16 protein-coding genes are annotated in these 22,601 nt (G+C 71.7%); 5 read left to right on the top strand and 11 right to left on the bottom strand.

Going from position 1 to position 22,601, the window contains the following annotated elements; genetic code table 11:
• Window positions 1-103: 103 nt before the first annotated feature.
• Complete coding sequence (locus KIS93_RS54995) at window positions 104-862, bottom strand: SDR family oxidoreductase (protein WP_080040992.1); 759 nt, start codon at window positions 860-862, stop codon at window positions 104-106.
• A 71-nt stretch (window positions 863-933) separates the two neighbouring features.
• Between KIS93_RS54995 and KIS93_RS54990 the strand changes: the two genes are divergently transcribed.
• The 3 genes from KIS93_RS54990 to dapD all read left to right on the top strand — a co-directional run bounded on the left by KIS93_RS54990 (window position 934) and on the right by dapD (window position 3,769).
• Window positions 934-1,821, top strand: a complete 888-nt coding sequence (locus KIS93_RS54990) for a LysR family transcriptional regulator (RefSeq protein ID WP_080040993.1) — start codon at window positions 934-936, stop codon at window positions 1,819-1,821.
• Between the two features lie 418 nt (window positions 1,822-2,239).
• Window positions 2,240-2,662, top strand: a complete 423-nt coding sequence (locus tag KIS93_RS54985; protein WP_080040994.1) for a pyridoxamine 5'-phosphate oxidase family protein — start codon at window positions 2,240-2,242, stop codon at window positions 2,660-2,662.
• Window positions 2,663-2,803: 141 nt separating this feature from the next.
• On the top strand, window positions 2,804-3,769 hold the full coding sequence (dapD, locus tag KIS93_RS54980) for a 2,3,4,5-tetrahydropyridine-2,6-dicarboxylate N-succinyltransferase (protein ID WP_080040995.1): 966 nt from the start codon (window positions 2,804-2,806) through the stop codon (window positions 3,767-3,769).
• A gap of 277 nt (window positions 3,770-4,046) precedes the next feature.
• On the opposite strand, the gene pyk is transcribed toward dapD, so the two are convergent.
• From pyk to KIS93_RS54950, 6 genes are all read right to left on the bottom strand, one after another.
• Entirely contained in the window at window positions 4,047-5,477 is a 1,431-nt protein-coding gene (gene pyk / locus KIS93_RS54975; RefSeq protein ID WP_080040996.1) for a pyruvate kinase, read from the bottom strand.
• Between the two features lie 35 nt (window positions 5,478-5,512).
• Entirely contained in the window at window positions 5,513-5,863 is a 351-nt protein-coding gene (locus KIS93_RS54970) for a DUF2784 domain-containing protein (protein WP_080040997.1), read from the bottom strand.
• Entirely contained in the window at window positions 5,860-7,560 is a 1,701-nt protein-coding gene (locus tag KIS93_RS54965) for a S8 family peptidase (protein ID WP_186405023.1), read from the bottom strand. Before KIS93_RS54965 ends, KIS93_RS54970 begins: the two co-directional genes overlap by 4 nt.
• A 226-nt stretch (window positions 7,561-7,786) precedes the next feature.
• Complete coding sequence (locus KIS93_RS54960) at window positions 7,787-9,262, bottom strand: MDR family MFS transporter (RefSeq protein WP_080040998.1); 1,476 nt, start codon at window positions 9,260-9,262, stop codon at window positions 7,787-7,789.
• 87 nt (window positions 9,263-9,349) lie between these two features.
• On the bottom strand, window positions 9,350-9,931 hold the full coding sequence (locus KIS93_RS54955) for a TetR/AcrR family transcriptional regulator (RefSeq protein ID WP_080040999.1): 582 nt from the start codon (window positions 9,929-9,931) through the stop codon (window positions 9,350-9,352).
• A 151-nt stretch (window positions 9,932-10,082) separates the two neighbouring features.
• Window positions 10,083-11,144 (bottom strand): aldo/keto reductase, encoded by a 1,062-nt coding sequence (locus KIS93_RS54950; protein WP_080041000.1) that lies wholly within the window; start codon window positions 11,142-11,144, stop codon window positions 10,083-10,085.
• Window positions 11,145-11,235: 91 nt separating this feature from the next.
• Between KIS93_RS54950 and KIS93_RS54945 the strand changes: the two genes are divergently transcribed.
• The gene (locus tag KIS93_RS54945; RefSeq protein ID WP_080041001.1) at window positions 11,236-12,081 is read left to right on the top strand and encodes a helix-turn-helix transcriptional regulator; all 846 of its coding nucleotides are present in this window, start codon (window positions 11,236-11,238) and stop codon (window positions 12,079-12,081) included.
• A 223-nt stretch (window positions 12,082-12,304) separates the two neighbouring features.
• On the opposite strand, the gene KIS93_RS54940 is transcribed toward KIS93_RS54945, so the two are convergent.
• Both KIS93_RS54940 and gltB read right to left on the bottom strand, forming a co-directional pair.
• Window positions 12,305-13,783 (bottom strand): glutamate synthase subunit beta, encoded by a 1,479-nt coding sequence (locus KIS93_RS54940; protein WP_080041002.1) that lies wholly within the window; start codon window positions 13,781-13,783, stop codon window positions 12,305-12,307.
• A gap of 15 nt (window positions 13,784-13,798) precedes the next feature.
• Window positions 13,799-18,304, bottom strand: coding sequence for a glutamate synthase large subunit (gene gltB, locus KIS93_RS54935; RefSeq protein ID WP_186405022.1), 4,506 nt, complete (start codon window positions 18,302-18,304; stop codon window positions 13,799-13,801).
• Between the two features lie 259 nt (window positions 18,305-18,563).
• Here gltB and KIS93_RS66745 point away from each other — a divergent pair, with 259 nt between their 5' ends.
• A complete protein-coding gene (locus KIS93_RS66745; protein ID WP_230466398.1) occupies window positions 18,564-20,381 on the top strand; it encodes a bis-aminopropyl spermidine synthase family protein in 1,818 nt (605 codons plus the stop codon).
• A 305-nt stretch (window positions 20,382-20,686) separates the two neighbouring features.
• Here the strand turns inward: KIS93_RS66745 and KIS93_RS54925 are convergent, their stop codons facing one another.
• Window positions 20,687-21,235 carry a hypothetical protein gene (locus tag KIS93_RS54925; protein WP_186405021.1) on the bottom strand — a complete coding sequence of 183 codons (549 nt, stop codon included), beginning with the start codon at window positions 21,233-21,235 and terminating at the stop codon, window positions 20,687-20,689.
• Window positions 21,236-21,791: 556 nt separating this feature from the next.
• Window positions 21,792-22,502 carry a hypothetical protein gene (locus KIS93_RS54920; protein ID WP_080041004.1) on the bottom strand — a complete coding sequence of 237 codons (711 nt, stop codon included), beginning with the start codon at window positions 22,500-22,502 and terminating at the stop codon, window positions 21,792-21,794.
• Window positions 22,503-22,601 lie beyond the last annotated feature (99 nt).

The raw sequence follows: 22,601 nt of genomic DNA, 5'->3' as shown, positions 1-22,601 counted from the left end.
GCTCTCGAGCCCGGCGGTTTTGTCGTACCCGGATGCTTCACTCTTCGCATGCACGATAGCGCACGCCGTCACCGCCGACCGAAATGCCGGGCCGAAATTCGCGTCACCAGGGCACGGGCCCGTCCTCGTCGAAGAAGCCGCCGGTCGGCCCGTCCGGCCCCAGCGTGGCGAGGCGGATGACGACGGCCGCCCCGTCCGCTGCCGTGCGCGTGATGGTGAGCGGCAGGCCCTTGGTGAGATCGGTGGCGCAGGGGCCGGGGGCGGCGGCGTTCACGAGGAAGCCGTCGCCGCGCAGCTCCTTCGCGTACTGGACGGTCAGGGCGTTGAGCGCGGCCTTGGACGGCGGATACGTCGCCGACGGCGGCAGGGCGGACATGTAGTGGGCGGGGTCGGTGTGGTGGCGCAGGGAGCCGACGCCGCTGGAGACGTTCACGATGCGGGGGGCGGGTGAGCGCCTGAGCAGGGGCAGCAGGGCGTTGGTGACCATGAGGACGCCGATCACGTTCGTCTCGAACACCTCACGCATCGTCTCGGCGGGGGTGCGGGCCGGCGTCAGCTCGGCGGGGCCGGAGATGCCGGCGTTGTTGACGAGCACGTCCAGCCGGTCCAGGGAGCCGGCGACGGCCTCGATCGTGGCGGGATCGGTGACGTCCAGGACGACGGCGCGCACATCCGGCTCGACGGCCTGTGCCTCGTCGGCGGTGAGCTGGGCGCGCAGGCGGGTGGCGGCCTGTTCGCCTCGGGTGCGGTCGCGGGAGCCGAGCAGGACGGTCATGCCGCGGGCCGCCAGCCCGGCCGCGATCGCGTACCCGATGCCCTTGTTCGCCCCGGTCACCAGGGCGGTGGTGGTGGTTTCGGTCATGTCGGGAAGCACACCACCGGTTCCGGTCCGCGGGCCAACACCGGATGGGTTGCGGGCAATACCCTGAGGGTATGGAGACGCGCGAGCTTGCCTACTTCGCGGCCGTCGCCGAGGAGCTGCACTTCGGACGGGCGGCGGCGCGGCTCGGCATGGCGCAGCCGCCGCTGTCCAGAGCGATCCAGAAGCTCGAACGGCGGCTCGGGGTGCGCCTGTTCGAGCGGAGCAGCCGCGGGGTGTCGCTCACCCCGGCCGGTGAGGTGCTGGCCAGGGAGGCGGCGAAGGTGCTCGACGCGGTCGCCGCCGCCACGGCCCGCACCCGGCGGGCGGGGCTGGCCGAGCCGCGGCTGGTGGTCGCGCTGAAACCCGGCGGCGACGGCGGCCTCCTGCCGGACGTCCTGGCCGCCTACCGGGAGCGGCCCGGTGCGATCGGGGTGGAGCTGGCGCTGTGCGGGGTGGCGGAGCGGGCCCGGCTCGTCCGCGACGGGACGGCCGACGTGGCGTTCCTGCACAGCCCGTACGAGGACCTGACAGGGTTCGACAGCGAGCCGTTGCGCGTCGAGGGCAGCGTGGCGATCATGACGGCCGCCCATCCCCTGGCCGGCCGCACCCACCTCCACCTGGCCGACCTCGACGCCGACCCCACACCCCGCTGGCCGGGAGCCCACCCCGAGGTGAGCGACCCGGCGATGCTCATGCAGCTCGTCGCGCTCGGACGGCTCGTCGTGGTCGCTCCGGAGTCCGTACGGGACCAGATGCGGCGGGACCTGGCCTGCGTGCCGGTCCTGGACGCGCCCCCGACGACCGTGGTGCTGGCCTGGCCGGAGGGCACCCGGTCACGTGCGCTGGCCGAGTTCGTCCACACGGCGACGGAGGTCGCGACCCGCCACTCGGTCCCTGCACAGAACACGGCCCCCCACGCGAGCCCAGCCCTGCCCGCGAGCCCGGCGCCGGGGTCGTGACCCGCCGCCACGCAAGCACGGCCCCGCGCTAGGGCGAGGCCGACGTCACGGGCCGTCGCCTGGATGCGGCGCCGGACTTGCGCGGGACGGGAGGTGGCGGGCCGCCGCCTGGGTGCGGCGCCAGACTCGGTCGAGCCGGCTCAAGGTCGCAGCTCACCGCTCCGGTGCGACCCCGGACTTGCGCGGGGCGGAGGTTGCGGGCCGCCATCCGAGTGCGGCACCGGACCCGGGCGGGGGGAGATCGCGGTTGGTCGCCCAGGTGCCGCGCCGGGCTTGCGCGGGGCGGAGGTCGCGGGCCGCCGCCCGACTTGGGCGGGGCGGAGATCGTGGTCGCCGCTGGGTGTGGTCGGGACTTTTCGGGATCGCTCCTACCGGGAATAGCCGTTTCAAGATCGGTGAATACGGGGGGTGGGGCGGGATGCCGTTGAGCGTGGCGGAGCGGGAGGCGTTCCTGGCGGAGTCGCACATCGCGAGCCTGGCGGTGGAGGCGGGCGACGGCCGGGCGCCGCTGGTGGTGCCGGTCTGGTACGACTACAGCCCCGGCGGCGAGATCCGGTTCCTGACGGACGGCGACTCGCACAAGGCCAAGCTGATCGCGAAGGCGGGCCGGTTCTCGATCCTGGCGCAGCGGACCAGCCCGACCTACCGGTACGTGTCGGTGGAGGGCCCGGTGGTGCGCTCGGGGCCGACGACGCTCGACGACCTGACCCGCATCTCGTCCCGCTACCTGCCGCCGGACGCGGTGTCCGGCTACGTCCAGGGCTCCGATCTGCATGTGCTGGTGACGTTCCGGATGCGGCCGGAGCACTGGCTCTCGGCCGATCTGGGCGCCCTGAGCTGACCCAGTCCTCCGCCCTGCCCTGCGCACCGCCCTCGGCCCCGCCGTGCGCACCCCCGGCCACCGCCTTCCGGCCTGGTGGGCGCCGCGCAGGCCGGGGGCCGTGCACTGCGGGTCGACCTGGGAAACGGTATTTTTGGGGCCGTGACTGCTATCGATCCCACCTCGACCGGCGCGTTCGGCGTCGGCCTCGCCACCATCGCCGCCGACGGCACCGTACTCGACACCTGGTTCCCCGCCCCCGAGCTGGGCGAGGCGCCCCATGAGGGCACCCAGCGGCTCTCCGCCGAAGAGGCGGGCGAGCTGGCCGAGCTGGCCGGCCCCGACGCGGCGCGGGGCGTGGAGGTGGTGGCCGTGCGCACCGGCATCGCCAAGCTCTCCGAGGCTCCGGTGGACGCGCACGACGTCTACCTGCGCCTCCACCTGCTCTCGTCCCGGCTGGTCCAGCCGCACGGCGTCAACCTCGACGGCATCTTCGGCCTGCTGGCCAACGTGGTGTGGACGAACTTCGGCCCCTGCCCGGTGCCGGACTTCGAGCGGACGCGGCTGCGGCTGCGGGCCAGGGGCGCGGTGACCGTGTACGGGGTGGACAAGTTCCCCCGCATGGTCGACTACGTGCTGCCGTCGGGCGTGCGGATCGCCGACGCCGACCGGGTCCGGCTGGGCGCGCACCTGGCCAGCGGCACCACCGTCATGCACGAGGGCTTCGTGAACTTCAACGCCGGCACGCTCGGCAGCTCCATGATCGAGGGTCGCGTCTCGGCGGGCGTGGTCGTCGGCGACGGCTCCGACGTGGGCGGCGGCGCCTCCATCATGGGGACGCTGTCGGGCGGCGGCAAGCAGGTCATCTCGATCGGCGAGCGCTGCCTGCTGGGCGCCAACTCGGGCCTGGGGATCTCGCTGGGCGACGACTGCGTGGTGGAGGCGGGCCTGTACGTCACGGCGGGCACCCGGGTCACGCTGCCGGACGGCACGGTCGTCAAGGCGGCCGAGCTGTCGGGCTCCGACGGCATCCTGCTGCGGCGCAACTCGCAGTCGGGCGCCGTGGAGGCCCTGCCCCGCAAGGGCGGCGGCATCGAGCTCAACGCGGCCCTGCACGCCAACGACTGAACGGCCCAGAAGCACGCAAATGGGGCAGCGCACCACCTACGCTGCCCCATCGCCATTTCAAGGCCGCCACTTGTGCGGGTCGCGCCGGCTGGGGAGCGGTCGGCGGGCGGGCCAGGGGCAGGCCGCGTGCCCGGCCGTTGCTCGGCGACGCGGATGGCCCACGGGGGCTCGCGTAGCGGCGGCCCGCTTGTGAAGGGTCAGCGGCCGTTACATGGAGGGCCACCCGCCGGAGTGCGGCGGGTGGCAGACCACGGCAGCGCGTAAAGAAAGAAAAAGATCAGTGCGCGTGCGAGACCGCGGACCCGATCGTGTGGACGCGCAGGGCGTTGGTGGAGCCCGGCGTGCCGGGAGGCGAGCCGGCCACGATGACCACCTTGTCGCCCTTCTCCAGCCGCCCCAGCGACAGCAGCGACGCCTCCACCTGCCGCACCATGTCGTCGGTGTGGTGCACGAACGGCACGTGGAACGTCTCCACCCCCCACGTCAGCGACAGCTGCCCGCGCACGTGCGGCGCGCTGGTGAAGGCGAGCAGCGGGATCGGCGAGCGGTAGCGGGCCAGGCGGCGCGCCGTCTCCCCCGACATCGTGAACGCCACCAGCGCCTTGGCCCCCACGATCGCCCCCACCTCGGCGGCGGCGCGGGCGATGGCGCCGCCCGTGGTCTCGGGCATGCGCTCCAGCGTGTGGGTGGCGTGCAGGGACGACTTCTCCGCGGCGCAGGCGATGCGGTCCATCGTGGAGACGGCCTCGATCGGGTAGTTGCCGACCGATGTCTCGCCCGACAGCATGACCGCGTCGGCGCCGTCCATGACGGCGTAGGCGACGTCGGACGCCTCGGCGCGGGTGGGCCGCGGCGCGTTCATCATGGAGTCGAGCATCTGGGTGGCGACGATGACCGGGCGGGCCTTCTCGCGGCACAGCTCGATGATGCGCCGCTGCACGATCGGGACCTGCTCCAGCGGCAGCTCGACGCCGAGGTCGCCGCGGGCGACCATGATGCCGTCGAAGGCCTCGACGATGTCGGGCAGGCGGTCGACCGCCTGCGGCTTCTCGATCTTGGCGAGCAGCGGGAGGCGGACGGCCTCCTGCTCCATGATGTTGCGCACCACGTCGGCGTCGGACGGGCGGCGGACGAACGACAGAGCGATCATGTCGAAGCCGGTGCGCAGCGCCCAGCGCAGGTCGGCTTCGTCCTTGTCGGTGAGTGCGGGGGCGCTGACGTTGACGCCCGGCAGGTTGAGGCCCTTGTTGTCGGAGATCATGCCGCCGATGACGACCCGGGTGGTGATGCGCTCGCCGTCGACGCGCGTGGCCTCCAGCACGAGGCGGCCGTCGTCGACGAGGATCGTGTCACCGGGGCGGACGTCGTTCGGCAGCCCCTTGTAGGTGGTGGAGACCTGCTCGCGGTCGCCCGGCACGTCTTCGGTGGTGATGGTGAAGACGTCGCCGAAGCCCAGCCTGACGGGGCCTTCCTCGAACGTGCCGACACGGATCTTGGGGCCCTGCAGGTCGGCGAGCACGCCTACGCCGCGGCCGAGGTCGGCCGCCACCTCCTTGACCCGGTCGTAAACCTCTCTGTGCATGTCGTGGTTGCCATGGCTGAGGTTGAACCGTGCCACGTCCATGCCCGCGGCGATCAGCTCGCGGAGGCGTTCTTTGGAGGAAGTGGCGGGGCCTAGGGTGCAGACGATTTTCGCGCGACGAGTCACGAGTCCTACCTTAATTGGTACAGACCACTTGGCAGTCACTGACGACGGAGAACGTACCCGACGTAAGAGAACAGAACGAGAACGGCGACCCCAAGTCGCGCCAAGTTCGTGTACTCCTCCGGGTAGATCACGCCTTCGATGTAGTGGTCGATGAAGCCGCTGGCGGGTAACCCCTCCAGGCCCGCGCGGCGGCGCGCCCAGTCCTCGGCGAGGCTGAGGGGGCACTCGACGCCGGTCACGACCGAGACCAGGCCCCAGGCGGCGACGGCGAGGTGCGCCCAGATGGTACGCCTCCAGCGCCACGCCAGGAACCCGCCCACGGCCAGATAGGCCAGAAAGGCGAAGTGCGCCACCATCACGGCGTCCGCGAGGAGGCGATACATCATGGTTCGACGGTAGCGGCCTTCCAGGCGTCCACGATGCCGTGGCCGTAGAACCCGTTGTCGGACGGGCCGCCCTCGCACGCGTGCGTCTCGGTCTGGCCGAAGATCTTGTACACGTACTCGCGGGGCGTCGGGCACGCCTTCTGCGTGGCGGTCTTGTAGAGGAGCTGCTCGACGGTGGCGGGGGCGAGGTCGACCCCGCCCTTGCCGGGCTTGCCGAAGCGGCTGACGAGGATCGCGGCGACCCCGGCGGCGTGCGGCGAGGCCATCGAGGTGCCTTCAAGGTACTGGTAGTAGGCGCAGGTGCCGCCCGTGCAGTCCTTGAGGACGTCGGCGCCCTTCGGCTCGCCCTTGGCGTCGATCCGGCCGGCGGCGCGCAGCACGTGCTCGGGCGCGGCGGCCAGGATCGAGCGGGTGGCCTGGGTGCCCTCCCCGTCGAGCGTGTCGCCGCCGGGCGCCGCCAGGTCGGTCTGCTCGTCGCCGTAGTCGCTGTAGATGGCCTTGCGTCCGGACGGCCCGACGGCGGAGACGGAGATGACGCCGTTCGACTCGGCCGGCACGTTGATGCACGAGTTGTCGATCTGCCGGTCCTTCTCGTCGCCCTTCGGGTAGCCGGGGCTCTGCTTGTCGACCGTGGGATGGCCGAGGTCGGTGGAGCCGTTGCCGAGGGCGGAGATCAGCGTGACGCCGCGCTGCCGGGCGTAGTCGAGGGCGCGCTGCATGCCGGTGATGATGGCCTGCTGCTCCAGCTGCTGCTTCTTGGTGTCGGACTTGTTGTTCACGCAGTTGAACAGCCACGGGTCGACGAAGTAGCTCATGTTCACGACGTCCACGCCGATGTCGCCGGCGTAGGTGAGGGCGTCGAGGCTGGGCTTGAGGAAGAAGAAGCCGGAGTCCTGGCCCGCCCTGAGGTTCACGATCTGCACGCCGGGGGCGACGCCGGCGATGCCCAGGCCGTTCAGCGGGGAGGCGATCGTGCTGGCCACGTGGGTGCCGTGGCCGTCGTCGTCCACGTCCACCGGGTCCTTGCAGCCGGCCGCCTCGCAGGGGCCGTCCAGCGTCTCGCCGTACTCGTCCTTGGGCTTGTCGGTGACGAAGTTGCGGCTGAGCTCGCGGTTGAAGTTGGGGGCGATATCGGGGTGCTTGCCGTCCACGCCGGTGTCGATCACGCCGACGAGGACCTGCCGGGTGCCGGGGGCCTTGGCGTGGGCGCGGTCGGCGCCGATCATGCGCATGTCCCACTGGCGGCTGGCGAACGGCTCCCCCTTGGTCTTGGTGAACGCCCTCTCGTCCGGGAATCCGGCCGTACGGGCGGCTTCGTCCGTACGGGCGGCTTCCTTTGTACGGGTGCTTCCGCCGGTACGGGTGGCTTCGGTGGGGCGGGCCGTGGCGGGGCGGGTGGTGGCGTAGCCGATGCGGCGGTCCGGGGAGATGCCGACGATCGACGGGTCCGCGCCCACCGCCTCCTCGAACCCGGCGCCCGAGCCGGCCGCCATGAGGTAGCCGAGCTTCGTGTCGGCGGAGACCGTGGTGCCGCCGGCGCGCTCCACGGCGGCCTCGGCCTGGCCCTGCTTGCCGTAGTCGTAGAAGACGAGGAAGTCGGCCCGTGGCGCGGCGCGCTCGCGGGGGGCGGACGGCGTGCAGGCGCCGAGTGCGACCACGGCGGCCAGCGCCGTCAAGCCCGAGGCGACCCGCCGCATTCTTCCCCCATCCGCCGACTTGCCGCAGAACCTGAATCTTCCCGACAGTAATCCGGTGATGCAACTTAGTCATGAAATTTCGGTCGATAGATGACGAAGTGGACCCCCTTTCGGAGGTCCACTCCTCATCGACGGGCCAGGCCGCCGCGGCACCCCACGACCGGGGCGCGTCAGGCGCGTCGCGTCAGGCGCGGTGCGTCAGGCGCGGTGCGTCAGGTGCGGTGCGTCAGCCGCGGGCCTGCGGGGTGGGTGTCAGGCGGACGTCCTTCAGGCAGGCCAGGAGGAGGGCGCCGCCGATCAGGATGGGGCCGAGCCAGGCGAACACGCCCGTGATCGCGTCCGAGAAGGCGAGCTGGGCGGCGTGCCGGGCCGCTTCGGGCAGCGCCTGGATGGCCTCGGGGCTGACCGCCGTCTGGCCGCCCGCCACCCGTCCGCCGAAGATCGCGCCGAGGATGGCGACGCCGAGGGCGCCGCCGACGTTCCTGGCGAAGGTGACGGCCGAGGTGGCCGCGCCCCTGTCGGCCTCGGGGGCGGTGGTCTGCACGGCGAGGATGAGGTTCTGCCCGACCATGCCGAGCCCGAGCCCGGCCAGCACCATGTACGCGCCGGACACGAACGCGCTCGTCCCGAGCCCCATGGTGGAGAACAGGAACCCGCCGGCCGCGGCGACCAGCGAGCCGACCACCATCACCCACTTGTAGCGGCCGAGCCGGGTGACGACCCGTCCGGTCAGCGTGGAGGCCGTGATCATGCCGCCCATCAGCGGGAGGAGCAGCAGCCCCGAGTCGGTCGCGCTCGCGCCGGAGGCGAGTTGCAGGTACATGGGCAGGAACGTGGCCATGCCGAGGATGGCGGTGGCGATCAGCACCGTGGCGGCCACGGGCAGGGCGAACGACCGGTCGCGGAAGAGCCGCAGGGGCAGCACGGGCTCGGCGGCCTTCCGTTCCACCAGGATGAACAGCCCGGCCAGCAGCACGGACGCGGCGGCCAGCCCGAGGATGACGGGTGAGGTCCACGCGTAGGTGGTGCCGCCCCAGGAGGCGAGGAGCGTCAGGCTGGTCAGCAGCGCCGAGATGAGGCCGGCGCCGAGCCAGTCCACGCGGTGCGGGGAGGTGCGGCGCGGCAGCTTGAGCACGCTGAACGCCACGGCCAGGGCGAGCGCGCCGAGGGGCAGGTTGATGTAGAAGATCCAGCGCCAGGAGACGTGCTCGGTGAGGTAGCCGCCGATGATGGGGCCGGCGATGGAGGCCACGCCGAAGACGGCGCCGAACAGGCCCTGGTACTTGGCGCGTTCCCTGGGGCCGGCCAGGTCCGCGGAGATGATCATGGTGAGGACGAGCAGCCCGCCGGCGCCGAGGCCCTGGAAGGCGCGGAAGGCGATGAGCTGGCCCATCGTCTGGGCCAGGCCGCACAGGGCCGAGCCGAGGACGAACAGGGCGATGGCCCACAGGTAGAGGTTCCTGCGGCCATACATGTCGCTGAGCTTGCCGTACAGGGGCGTGGCCATGCCGGACGTCAGCGCGAACGCGGTGACCAGCCACGACAGGCTCTCGATGCCGTGCAGCTCGCCCACGATGGTGGGCATGGCGGTCGCCACGACCGTCTGGTCGATGGCGGCCAGGAACATGGTGAGCATGAGTGAGGCCATGCTCACCCACAGTGAGCGCGGTGGCGCGTCCTTCTGGGTGATGGTCGATACCATGGGTGGGCTCCTTGCTTCCTTTCGCGAGGGCAGGAGAAATCGGCGGCGATCGGGGGTGCCACCCCGGTCGCCGCACTTCCTATGGGGTCAGAGTCCGCGCTCCAGCAGCGTGAACGCCTCTTCGAGCAGCTCCTCGGCCGGCTCGCCGCTCAGCACCGACTCCTGCACGGCCGAGATCGCCGCGCCGAACGTGGCGATGACCAGCAGCCTGGCGTGCATGGGGCCGGTGACGCCCGGCCGGCTGCGCACCGCGCCGAGCAGGCTCTCCAGCACCTTCGTCTCGTCGACGGCCCTGGCCTTGGCTGCCAGCTCGGGATGGCGGCGGCGCAGCTCCACGAACGGCTCCAGGTCCTCCATCGCCGGCCGGATGCGCACCACGAACTCGCGCGCCACCGCCTTCAGCGACTCGAAGACCGGCTCGTCGCCGGGCCTGCCGGTGAGCAGGCCGACGAACTCCTCCGGCCGCCACGGCGGGTCGGGGCTGAGGGCTTCCTCCTTGGAGGCGAAGTAGTTGAAGAACGTGCGTGGCGAGATGTCGGCCGCCGCGCTGATCGCCTCCACGGTCGCGGCCTCGACCCCTTGATCGAGCGCGATGCGCACCGCCGCCCGCCGGATGGCCTGCTGCTTCTCGGCCCGGCGGCGGTCGCGCCGCTGCTGCGGACTCTCCATGCCTTGCACTCTATGCAACGATTGCACGGACTGCAAGGTCTGCACGGTATGCAATTCCAGACAAGACCGAACGCCCGCCCCCACCAGGGGACGGGCGTTCGGTGCGGCGGGCAGGCGGGTCAGCCGGTCAGCAGGTCAGCGGGTCAGCGGGTCAGCGGGTCAGCTCCAGCGTGACGCCGCCCGAGATGACGCCCCGCGCCATCGGCCGCCGCAGGAACTCGTGCGGGAACCCCAGGTCCACCGCGCTGGCCTCGGCGAGCGTGGCCCGCTGGGCGTCGCTGAAGCGCACGTCGAGCGCGCCCAGGTTGTCCTCCAGCTGGGCGAGCGTGCGGGCCCCGACGATGGGCGCCGTCACGCCGGGCTCCAGCAACGTCCACGCGATCGCGACCTGCGACGGGGTGGCGCCGAGCTCGTCCGCGACCCGCTTGACGACCTCGGCGATGCCGAGCGAGCGCTCCGTGAGGGAGCCGTTGGCCGCCGCCACGTTCTTGCGGGTGCCGGACGGGTCGGCGGAGACCTCGTGGGTCAGGTCGGCCCGCGTGTACTTGCCGGTCAGCACACCGCTGCCGAGCGGCGACCACGGGATGACGCCGAGGCCCAGCTCGCGGCCCATCGGGATGAGGTCGCGCTCCCCCGTCCGCTCGATCAGGCTGTACTCGATCTGCAGGGCGATCAACGGCGACCATCCGCGCAGGTCGGCGATGGCCTGCATGCGCGACACCTGCCAGGCGGGCGTGTCGGAGATGCCGACGTACAGGACCTTGCCCATCCTGACGAGGTCGTCCATCGCGCGCAGGATCTCCTCCACGGGCGTGGTGAAGTCCCAGGCGTGCAGGTAGAGCAGGTCGATGTGGTCGGTGCGCAGGCGGCGCAGGCTCGCCTCGACCGACTGGACCATGCTCTTGCGGTGGTTGCCGCCCGAGTTCGGGTCGCCCGGGCGCCTGGCCATGCTGTACTTCGTGGCCAGCACGAGCTGCTCGCGCCGCCCGGCCGCGAACTCGCCGACCAGCGTCTCGGCGGTGCCCTCCGTGTACTGGCTGGCGGTGTCGACGAAGTTGCCGCCGCGCTCCACGTACGCGTCGAACACCCGGCGGGACTCGTCCTTGTCCGAGCCCCAGCCCCAGTCCGTCCCGAACGTCATCGTGCCCAGGGCCAGCGGCGAGACCCGCAGCCCGGAACGGCCCAGCAGGCGGTAGGTGTCAAGAGTCGTCATGCGTCCAAGCCTGCTCGGGCCGCGAGCCATGGGTAAGGGAAGAGCCTTCCTGGGATCGGCCGTACCAGGCACGCGCCGTAGGATCGAGGCGATGAGCACCGTGGACCAGACCCGCGAGCTCGCGGCCTTCCTGCGCACGCGCCGCGAGCGGCTGCGCCCCGGCGACGTCGAGCTGCCGGCGCGCCGCGCCCACCGCCGCACCCCCGGGCTGCGCCGGGAAGAGGTCGCCGAGCTGGCCGGGGTCAGCGTCGACTACGTGATCCGGCTGGAGCAGGGGCGCGGGCTGCGGCCCTCGCCCGAGGTGCTGGAGGCGCTGGCGGCGGCGCTGCGGCTGAGTGAGGACGAACGGCTCTACCTGTTCGACCTGGCCCGGCAGCGGCCGACCAGCAGGCCCGAGCGCGAGGGGCCCGCCGACGACGAGGCGGGGCCGCTGGCGCGGCTGGTGCTGGACCTGTCGCCGCTGCCCGCCATGGTCCTCAACCACCGCTTCGACATCATCGCGTGGAACCCCGAGATGGCCGGGCTGATGCTCGACTTCGGCACGCTGCCGCCCCGCCAGCGCAACAGCCTGTGGCTGTGCATGCTCCACCCCGGCCTGAAGAACTTCTTCCGCGACAGGGAACGCACCATCCGCGAGGGCATCGCCGACCTGCGGGCCTCCTGGGCGGCCCACCCCGACGACAAGGGCCTGTCGGACCTGGTGGAGGAGCTGACGTCGGGCAACGAGGAGTTCGCCCGGCTGTGGGCGATGCGCGACGTCCGCGTCAACGCCAGGGGCCGCAAGCGGCTGCGGCACGCCGCCGAAGGGCCGCTGACGGTCGAGTACGAGGTGCTGGCGCCGCTGCAGGCACCGGGGCAACGGCTGGTCATCTACCGGGCGGCGGACCCGGAGTCGCAGCGCGCGCTGGACGCCATCGCACGGTCCTGCGCGCCCTGACGGCCCAGGAACCCGGCCACGCGGACGGCCAGGGGCTGACCACCCGGATGGTCGAGTATGCGCGCGTAACGGCGGCCGGCCACGTGCGGGGTCAGCGGGCGTCTTCCTGGAGGCCCTCAGCCACGTGCGGCGGGTGGCGGTGACGTCGGCTCTGCCGTAATGAAGGGGCGGGGTTGAAAAGGACGACGGCCCGGCCGGAAAGGCCGGGCCGCACCCAACTACCTCAGACGAGCGGACGAGCCGTCGGAAGGATCGGGTAAGGCAGGGCCGTGTCGCCGGTGAGGAAGCGGTCGACGCCGCTGGCGGCGGCGCGGCCTTCGGCGATCGCCCACACGATCAGCGACTGCCCGCGCCCCATGTCGCCCGCCACGAAGACGCCGTCCACCTTGGACATGTACGTCTTGTCGCGCGCCACGTTCCCCCTGGCGTCGTAGAAGCCGTCGCCGGCGACCTCCGCCAGGTCCTGGAGCAGGGCGCCCTTCTCCGGCCCGAGGAAGCCCATGGAGAGGGTGACGAGCTCGGCCGGGATCTCGCGTTCGGTGCCGGGGATCGGCTTGAAGCCGTTCTGCGGCCCCTCGACCTCGACCAGGCGCAGCGCCCGGACGTTGCCGTCGGCGTCGCCGACGAACTCGGTGGTGGAGACGGCGTAGACGCGCTGCCCGCCGCCCTCCTCCAGCTCCTCGTGGGCGCTCTCCATCTTGAACAGGATGGGGAAGGTCGGCCACGGCTGGCTGCCGGGCCTGGACCTGGGCGGCTGCGGCATGATCTCGAGCTGGGTGACGGACTTGGCGCCCTGCCGGATCGCGGTGCCGATGCAGTCGGCGCCGGTGTCGCCGCCGCCGATGACGACGACGTGCTTGCCCTCGGCCGAGATGGGCGAGGTCTCGTAGTCGCCCTCCTGCACCTTGTTGGACAGCGGCAGGTACTCCATCGCCTGGTAGATGCCCTTGAGCTGGCGGCCGGCCACCGGCAGGTCGCGCCACTGGGTGGCGCCGCCGGACAGCACCACGGCGTCGAACTGCTCGCGCAGCTCGGCGGCGGTGATGTCGACGCCGACGTTCACACTGGTGCGGAACTCGGTGCCTTCGGCCCGCATCTGCTCCAGGCGGCGCTCGATGTGCCGCTTCTCCATCTTGAACTCGGGGATGCCGTAGCGCAGCAGCCCGCCGATGCGGTCGGCCCGCTCGAACACGACGACGTCGTGTCCGGCGCGGGTGAGCTGCTGGGCGGCGGCGAGCCCGGCCGGGCCCGAGCCGACGACCGCGACCTTCTTGCCGGTCTTGACGGCCGGGGGCTGCGGGGTGACCCAGCCCTCGGCGAACGCGCGGTCGATGATCTCGACCTCGACCCGCTTGATGGCGACCGGGTCGGAGTTGATGCCGAGCACGCACGCCGCCTCGCACGGAGCCGGGCAGAGCCTGCCGGTGAACTCCGGGAAGTTGTTGGTGGCGTGCAGCCGCTCGATCGCCTCGCGCCAGTCGGTGCGGTAGACGAGTTCGTTCCACTCGGGGATGAGGTTGCCCAGCGGGCAGCCGTTGTGGCAGAACGGGATGCCGCAGTCCATGCAGCGGGCCGCCTGCTTGGTCAGCTTCTCCTGCGAGAAGTCCTGGTAGACCTCGCGCCAGTCGCTGATGCGGACGTCCACGGGGCGGCGCGCCGGCAGCTCCCGGTCATGCGTGAGGAAACCCTTCGGGTCAGCCATACGGTTACGCCTCCCTTAACCCTTGACCGCGGCCGCCATGACGGCCTCGTCGATGTCCCTGCCTTCGATGCGGGCGGCCTCGGCGGCCTCCAGCACCCTCTTGTAGTCGGTCGGCATGATCTTGCCGAACCTGGTGAGCGCCGCGTCCCAGTCGGCGAGCAGCGCCTTGGCGACCGGCGAGCCGGTCTCCGCGAAGTGCTTCTCGACGGTCTCCTTCAGGAACTCGGCGTCCTGCTCGGTGAGCGCCTCGATGGCGACCATCTCGCGGTTGACCCGCTCGGGGTTCAGGTCCAGCAGGTACGCCACGCCGCCCGACATGCCGGCCGCGAAGTTGCGCCCGGTCGGGCCGAGCACCACGGCCTTGCCGCCGGTCATGTACTCGCAGCCGTGGTCGCCGACGCCTTCGACGACCGCGGTGGCGCCGGAGTTGCGCACGCAGAACCGCTCGCCCACGACGCCCCGGACGAACACCTCGCCGGACGTGGCGCCGTAGAGGGCGACGTTGCCGGCGATGATGTGGCCGTCGAGCGGGGCCTCGTCGTGCGGCCGGACGGTGATCCGCCCGCCGGACAGGCCCTTGCCCAGGTAGTCGTTGGCGTCGCCGGTCAGCCGCAGCGTGATGCCGCGCGGCACGAACGCGCCGAACGAGTTGCCCGCCGAGCCGGTGAACGAGATGTCGATGGTGTTGTCGGGCAGGCCCTTGCCGCCGTACCGCTTGGTGACCTGGTAGCCGAGCATGGTGCCGACTGTGCGGTTCACGTTTCGGATGGGCAGCTCCAGCGTGACCGGGGTGCCGTCGTTGATGGCGCCCTCGGCGAGCTGGATGAGCGTGTTGTCGAGCGCGTGCTGCAGCCCGTGGTCCTGCTCGACGGTGCGGCGCAGCGGGGTGCCCGCGGGCAGCTCCGGCCGGTGCAGGATCGGCGACAGGTCGAGGCCACTGGCCTTCCAGTGGTCTTCGGCCGCCGTCGTGTCGAGCATCTCGACGTGCCCGATCGCCTCGTCGAGCGAGCGGAAGCCCAGCTCGGCGAGGTACTCGCGGATCTCCTCGGCGATGAACTCGAAGAAGTTGACCACGAACTCGGGCTTGCCGGTGAACCGCTTGCGCAGCTCGGGGTTCTGCGTGGCGACGCCCACCGGGCAGGTATCGAGGTGGCAGACGCGCATCATCACGCAGCCGGACACGACCAGCGGAGCGGTGGCGAAGCCGTACTCCTCGGCGCCCAGCAGGGCGGCGATGACGACGTCGCGGCCGGTCTTGAGCTGGCCGTCCACCTGTACCACGATGCGGTCGCGCAGGTCGTTCAGCAGCAGCGTCTGCTGGGTCTCGGCCAGGCCGAGCTCCCACGGGGCGCCCGCGTGCTTGAGGCTCGTGAGCGGGGACGCGCCGGTGCCGCCGTCGTGCCCGGAGATGAGCACCACGTCGGCGTGCGCCTTCGACACGCCGGCCGCGACCGTGCCGACCCCGACCTCGGCGACCAGCTTCACGTGGACCCTGGCCTCCGGGTTGGAGTTCTTCAGGTCGTGGATGAGCTGGGCCAGGTCCTCGATCGAGTAGATGTCGTGGTGCGGCGGCGGCGAGATGAGGCCGACGCCGGGCGTGGAGTGCCGGGTCTTGGCCACCCACGGGTAGACCTTGTGGCCGGGCAGCTGGCCGCCCTCGCCGGGCTTGGCGCCCTGCGCCATCTTGATCTGCAGGTCGTCGGCGTTGACCAGGTACTCGGAGGTGACGCCGAACCGGCCGGAGGCCACCTGCTTGATCGCGGAGCGGCGCTCCGGGTCGTACAGGCGCTCGGGGTCCTCGCCGCCCTCACCGGTGTTGGATTTGCCGCCCAGCCGGTTCATCGCGATGGCGAGCGTCTCGTGCGCCTCCATGGAGATGGAGCCGTACGACATCGCGCCGGTGGAGAACCGCTTGACGATGCTCTCGACCGGCTCGACCTCCTCGATGGGGATCGGGTTGCCCTTGCGCAGCTTGAACAGGCCGCGCAGGGTCATCAGCCGCTCCGCCTGGGAGTCCACGAGGTTCGTGTACTCCTTGAAGATCTCGTAGCGGCGGGTCCTGGTGGCGTGCTGCAGCTTGAAGACGGTCTCGGGGTTGAACAGGTGCGGCTCGCCCTCGCGCCGCCACTGGTACTCGCCGCCGACCTGGAGCCTGCGGTGGGGGTTCTCCACGCGCGGGTACGCGTGGCGGTGCCGCTGCGCGACCTCCTCGGCCAGCACGTCGAAGCCGACGCCGCCGAGGCGGGAGGTGGTGCCGGTGAAGCAGGAGTCGATGACCTCCTGGCTCAGGCCGAGCGCCTCGAAGATCTGCGCGCCGGTGTAGGAGGCGACGGTGGACACGCCCATCTTGGACATGACCTTGATGACGCCCTTGCCGTACGCCTTGATCAGGTTGCGGACCGCCTTGTGCTTGTCCAGCTGCAGCGCGCCGGCGTCGACCAGGTCCTCGATCGTCTCGATCGCGAGGTACGGGTTGATCGCGGCGGCGCCGTAGCCGATGAGCAGCGCCATGTGGTGGCACTCGCGCGCCTCGCCGGTCTCGATGACCAGGCCGATCTTGGTGCGGGTCTTCTCCTGGATCAGGTGGTGGTGCACCGCGCCGGTCAGCAGCAGCGACGGGATCGGCGCGAGCGCGTCGGAGGAGCCGCGGTCGGACAGCACGATGATGCGCGCGCCGTCGGCGATCGCCTTTGACGCCTCGGCCCTGATCTCCTCCAGCCGGCGCAGCAGCGCCTCGCCGCCGCCGCCGACCTCGTACAGGCCGCTGATGACGTACGGGTGGAAGCCCGGCAGGTCGTGCTCGTCGTTGATGTGGATGATCTTGGCGAGCTCGTCGTTGTCGATCACCGGGTACGGCAGCACGAGCTGGCGGCAGGAGCTCGGCCCCGGGTCCAGCAGGTTGCCCTCGGGCCCGAGGGTGCTGGCCAGGGAGGTGACCAGCTCCTCGCGGATGGCGTCCAGCGGGGGGTTCGTGACCTGCGCGAACAGCTGCGTGAAGTAGTCGAACAGGAGCCGCGGCTTCTCGCTCAGCACGGCGACGGGCGTGTCGGTGCCCATGGAGCCGATCGGCTCCTGGCCGGTCTTGGCCATGGGCGACAGGATGACGCGCAGCTCTTCCTCGGTGTAGCCGAAGGTCTGCTGCCGCTTCACCAGCGCCTCGTGGGTGGGGATCTCGCGCGAGCGGGCGGGCAGCTCCTCGAAGCGGACGAGCCCGGCGTGCAGCCACTCGCTGTAGGGCAGCTCGGCGGCGAGCTCGGCCTTGATCTCGTCGTCCTCGATGATCTTGCCACGGGCGGTGTCGATGAGGAACATGCGGCCCGGCTGCAGGCGGCCCTTGCGGACGACGTCCTCGGGGGCGATGTCGAGCACGCCGGCCTCGGAGGCCAGCACGACCAGGCCGTCGGCGGTCACCCAGAACCGGCCGGGGCGCAGGCCGTTGCGGTCGAGCACGGCGCCGGCGAGCGTGCCGTCGGTGAACGTGATCGAGGCGGGGCCGTCCCAGGCCTCCATCAGCGTGGAGTGGAACTCGTAGAAGGCCCGGCGGGCCGGGTCCATCTCGGTGTGGTTCTCCCACGCCTCGGGGATCATCATCAGGACGGCGTGCGGGAGGCTGCGGCCGCCCATGTGGAGCAGCTCAAGGGCCTCGTCGAAGCTCGCGGTGTCGCTGCCGTCCGGGTCACAGATGGGGAAAAGTCGCGAAATATCGCCCGGGATGTTGGCGGAGGCCAGCATCGCCTCGCGGGCCCGCATCCAGTTCCGGTTGCCCTTGACCGTGTTGATCTCGCCGTTGTGCGCGATGTAGCGGTAGGGGTGGGCCAGCGGCCAGCTCGGGAACGTGTTGGTGGAGAACCGCGAGTGCACCAGCGCGATCGCGCTCTCGTAACGCTCGTCGCTCAGGTCGGGGAAGAACGGCTCGACCTGGTCGGGCGTCAGCATGCCCTTGTAGACGACCGTCCGGGACGACAGCGAGGGGAAGTACACGTCGGCCTCGTGCTCGGCCCGCTTGCGCAGGCAGAACGCCAGCCGGTCCAGCTCCAGGCCCGTGCGCCCCTCAGGGTCGGACACGAACAGCTGGGCGAAGTGCGGCATGACCGCCCGGGCGCTCGGCCCCGGCAGCTCCCGGTCGACCGGCAGGTCGCGCCAGCCGAGCACGGTCAGGCCCTCCTCGGCCGCGATCTCCTCGATCAGGCGCACGGCCGTGGCCCTGGCCTGCTCGTCGAAGGGCAGGAAGGCGATGCCGGCGGCGTACGCGCCGGCGTCGGGCAGCGTGAACGGCACGACCGCCCGGTAGAACCCATCGGGGATCTGCGTCAGGATCCCGGCTCCGTCGCCGGTGTCCGGCTCGCTACCCTTGGCCCCCCGATGATCAAGATTGCACAGCGCCGTCAGCGCCTTGACCACGATGCCGTGATCACGGCGCCCGGCGACGTCGGCGACCATGGCGACACCGCAGGCATCGTGCTCGTTGGCGGGGTGGTACAGGCCCTGGGGCTCGGGGAACCCGAGGTGGGCAGCAGGCATTGAATCCCTCCCGTCGTCTTCGTCTGTCGAGAACTGCTTCACAGGCGAGGGACGACGTTGGCCCTGCTGCATATCGTGGGTAGAGGTTACCTCACCCTGCCGGATTGGTGCCCGCCGCGTCCGCATTACGAACTTCGTGCCCCGTCTCGGCATCCGAACTCGCTATCCCAAACCCTGAGCCTGGCCGCCGAAATTCCCGATCCCGGCGACGATTTTCCGCCAGGAGGAGCGAGTGCCCGCGAGCCGATAGGGTTTGCCCATGGAGCGTGACGGGGTCGAACGCCTGCTCACCGAGGCCGGGGCCGACAGCAGGCGGCTCAGGCACGCCCTCGGCCTCCTGTGCGACGGCCAGTGGTGGTCCCTGCCCGATCTGGTCAGGGATACGGCCACGTCGCGGCGCACCATAGAGGCCCTGCTGCGCGAGCTGGTGCTGGAGCACGACGGCGACCGCTTCCGCGTGCCGCTCACCGACACCCCCGCCTACCAGCATCTCATCGCCGTCGCCCCGCCCCCCGAAGACCCGGTCGCCCACCTCCTGCCCCACTACCGCCCCGCCCTCGACCGGCTCACCACCCTCATCGCCAAGGCCCCTCGCGCCCGCCACGTCCTCGACCACGTCTCCGCCACCCCCGACACCGTGCTGCGCCGCGCCCTCCTGCTCGGGGCCCGCTTCTGGCTGCCCGGCACGCGCCTGCTGTGCGTCGGCGACCACGACCTCACCTCCCTCGCCGTCAAGCTCGTCCACCCCGAGACCGACGTCACCGTCGTCGACGTCGACGAACGCATCCTCGCCTACATCGACGAGCAGCGGCTCGGCGTCCGCACCCGCTGGGCCGACCTCCGCCTCGGCCTGCCCGCCTCCGCCAAGGACCACGACCTCGCCCTCACCGACCCGCCGTACACACCGGAAGGCATCGGCCTGTTCGTCGCCCGCGCCGTCGAGGGCCTGAAGGACGGGGGGCGGGTGCTGCTGGCGTACGGGGCCAGCGAACGCACGCCGCTGCTGGCGTTCAAGGTGCAGCAGGAGCTGTCGGAGCTCAACCTCGCCTACGAGGCCATCTACCCCGACTTCAACCGATACTTCGGAGCAGAAGCCATCGGCTCCGCCGCCGACCTCTACCTCCTCCGCCCCACCACCAAGACCGGCCCAGCCGTCCAATCCCGCCTCAGCCGCCCGACCTCCACGGCCATCTACACGCAGGGGCCACAGGCAGTGGAAAGCGCCTCGGCCACCGCCAAGGGCGGCCCCACCTCACCAACGTCCCCGAACACGCCGCGCGCAGCGACCCCGGCCCCGCGGACGACGGCCTCTCGGGCGCACGAAGACGCTGGAAGCCCGCACGCCGAAGCCCCGGCCGCGCGGGCAGCCGGTCCAAGCGGACAGGCAGCCGAAGTGGACGCGCAGGCAGCCAACGCAAACGAACCGGCGGGTGTCGCGGACGCGCAGGCGGGCCGTCCCGACGCGCTGGCAGCGCGGGCGATGCCCTCCGGATCGCGTGCGGGCGAATCGGACCCGCTGGCGGGGTTCGAGGCCGAGCTTCTGGTCGGTGAGTGGCCCAAGGCCCTGACCCAGCCCCGGGTCAAGCTCTCGACCTGGCTCGCCAAGCCGTACGCCGCCTCCCCCGCCCGGGTGGCCGTGGCCGTCCCCGCCGGTCTGGAGGCCGCGCTCCCCCGCCTCCTGCTGGCCTCCCGCGCCGCCCACCTCCGCGTCGTCGGCCCAGGCCTCACCCCGCGCCTGCCCGCGGCGCTGTCGCCCGTCTACACGCTCGCGGAGGCCCGCGAGGGCGTCCTCGACGTCGTACGCCTGCCGCAGCCCGAGGGCGAGGTGGACACGATCCTGCGCAGGATCCTGGACAACGGCCACGGCAAGCTCGCCAACACGTGGCGCGAGGCCCTCATCGCGCTGGCCAGGGCCCAGGGCACGACGCTCACCAAGAACGAGGCCCGCACCCTGATCCGCGAAGCCGCCGACTGGTCCGACGACCTCACCCCCCTGGAGGCCCCCCTCCACCGCCTGACCGCCCTCAGAGACGCGGTCACCACCACGGTCAGAGCCCTCACCGGTACGGCTTCCTGATCCAGCCCTCCCACCGCCGGTCACCCTCCACCCTCCCCAGCCGGTCCTCGCCCCACGGGACCCGCAACGCCTCAGAGTGGCCAGGCACATCTCACGGAACTGTCACCGGGTTGCCAAACCCCACCGCCCAGACCCGCCACACCCTCATACTGGCCGGCCCGCATCGCACGGAACCGCCACACCCACACGCTGCCAAGCCCAACCGCAGGGCCCCACCAGCAGGCCCGGCCCGCCGAACCCTCACGCTGGCCAACCCGTACCGGCGACATGCACCCGCGTCCTCAGGGCCCTGGAGCGGGATGGGGTCAGGTGGCGGCGACGATGCGGCCCTGGACCACGCGGCCCAATCCGTCGAGGGCGACAAGGGCCGTGACCTGGTCTTGCACAGAGGTCGTGGCCTGGTCCTCGGCGGGGGCGGTGGCGCCGACCCAGCTCACCGTGACGTAATGCCCCATGGCGCGCGCCTGGGCGCGGCTGCCGGCCGCCTCGAACGCCACGTCCTGCCGGACGAACCCGTCCTTGCGCAGCGCCGCCACCAGCGCGTCGGCCGCGCGCCCGTCGGCCAGGTTGAAGATGACGAACTGCCCCGCCATGGACCCGCCCTGGTACGTGGCCTGGAGCGCCTGCGTGCAGCCCGTGGTCGTGACGCCCCAGAGCGCCTCGTCGCAGTCGGTGTACTGGCGGGTCGCCGTCAGGCTCAGCTTGCCCAGGGTCTTGGTGGCCGGGGTGAAGACCTCCTGGAGGGTGAGCGGGGAGGCGTCGTTCTGGCGGGAGTCGATGGCGGCGTAGAAGGCGGAGGTGGGCTCGGCGTGGAACGTGGCGGGACGAGGCTGCTCACGCCCAGCCACAACCATCCGCCCACGCCGACGGCCGCCGCGACGATGATGACGGCGGCGATGACGAGGAGCCGACGCCTCGGACGCCCGTCCCGCTCCTCATCCCACGGATCGTCGGCCGATGTGCGTTGTGCCGGGGTGCGTTGTGCGCGGGTGCGGTCGTCGGCCGATGTGCGCCGCGCCGAGCCAGGATCGCCGACCGGCGTGTGCCGCCCCGAGGCAGCTCCGCCGGCCAGCATTTGCAGCTCCGGGGCGAGGTCGGTGATCGGTGTATGCCGTTCCAGGGCGGAATCGTCGATCGGCGTGTGCCGTGGCGACGCGGGGTCGCCGGTCGGCGTGGGGCGTGCCCGGCCGGGATCGCCGGCCGGCGTATGGCGTGCCTGGGCGGGATCGCCGGAAGGGGTCGATCCAGTGCCGGGCCGGGCCGGAGCAGGGCCCCCAGGCGGCGTGTGTCGCGTCGAGACGGGGTCGCCGGCCGGCGTGTGCCGTGGCGACGCGAGGTCGCCGGTCGGCGTGGGGCGTGCCGGGGTGGGGTCGTCGGAGGGGGTTGGTCCGGGGCTGGGGCGTGCCATCGTCAGCCTGCCGATCCTGTGATCGCGACGACCCGGCGGTAGACGGCCTTTTCCGCCCCTCGCAGGGCCAGCGTGAGGGAGACGAAGTCGTCCTTCGTGGTGGGTTCGGCGCCGTCCAGTTTGCCGATCCACACCAGCCCGACGTAGTGGCCCAGTGCGTAGCCGCCTGCCTCCGAGTAGCCGCCGCCGGGGAAGGACGCCTTGGTGGAGGTCAGGGGACGTGCCCAGCCGCCGCGGTAAAGGGTCTTCAACGACTCGACCAGTTCGGCGGCCGACTTGCCGTCCTTGAGGTTGAGTAGCGTGTACTGGCCGACGTACCGGCCGTCGGAGCTGGCGTACAGCCCCCGGGCGGCCTGGGTGCATGCGGCGTCCGAGACCCGTTCGAGGAGGGTGCCACCCCACAGCGCGGCCGAGCAGTCGGCGTCGAGCTGCTTGGCGACGAGCTTGAGCTTGAGCTTCTTGGAGACGGCCAGCTCGCTCTGGCTGAACACCTCCTTCTCGGTCAGCGCCTTCGCGTCCTTGGTCCGCTCCGCCAGCGGGTCGAACAGCTTGGGCGAGCCCCACCCGTGGAACACCTGCGGCACGGCCGCGTCCGGGCCGAGCACGGCGGCGCTGGACTGCCGCTCCGGTGCGTACGTGCCCAGGTTCGCGATGGCCACCACCAGGCCGGTGCCGCCGGCCAGCACGGCCACGACCGTGGCGATGATGACCATCAGCCGCTGCTGCTGCGGGCGGAAACCCCAGTCGGTGAGCAGGGGGAGCTGCCAGTCCGAGCGAGGGGTACGACGCCGCTTCCGCGACCCCGCCGCCGA

Source organism: [Actinomadura] parvosata subsp. kistnae, from assembly GCF_900323885.1.
Taxonomy (GTDB): Bacteria; Actinomycetota; Actinomycetes; order Streptosporangiales; family Streptosporangiaceae; genus Nonomuraea; species Nonomuraea composti.
This window is presented reverse-complemented; position numbering and strand designations above follow the sequence as displayed.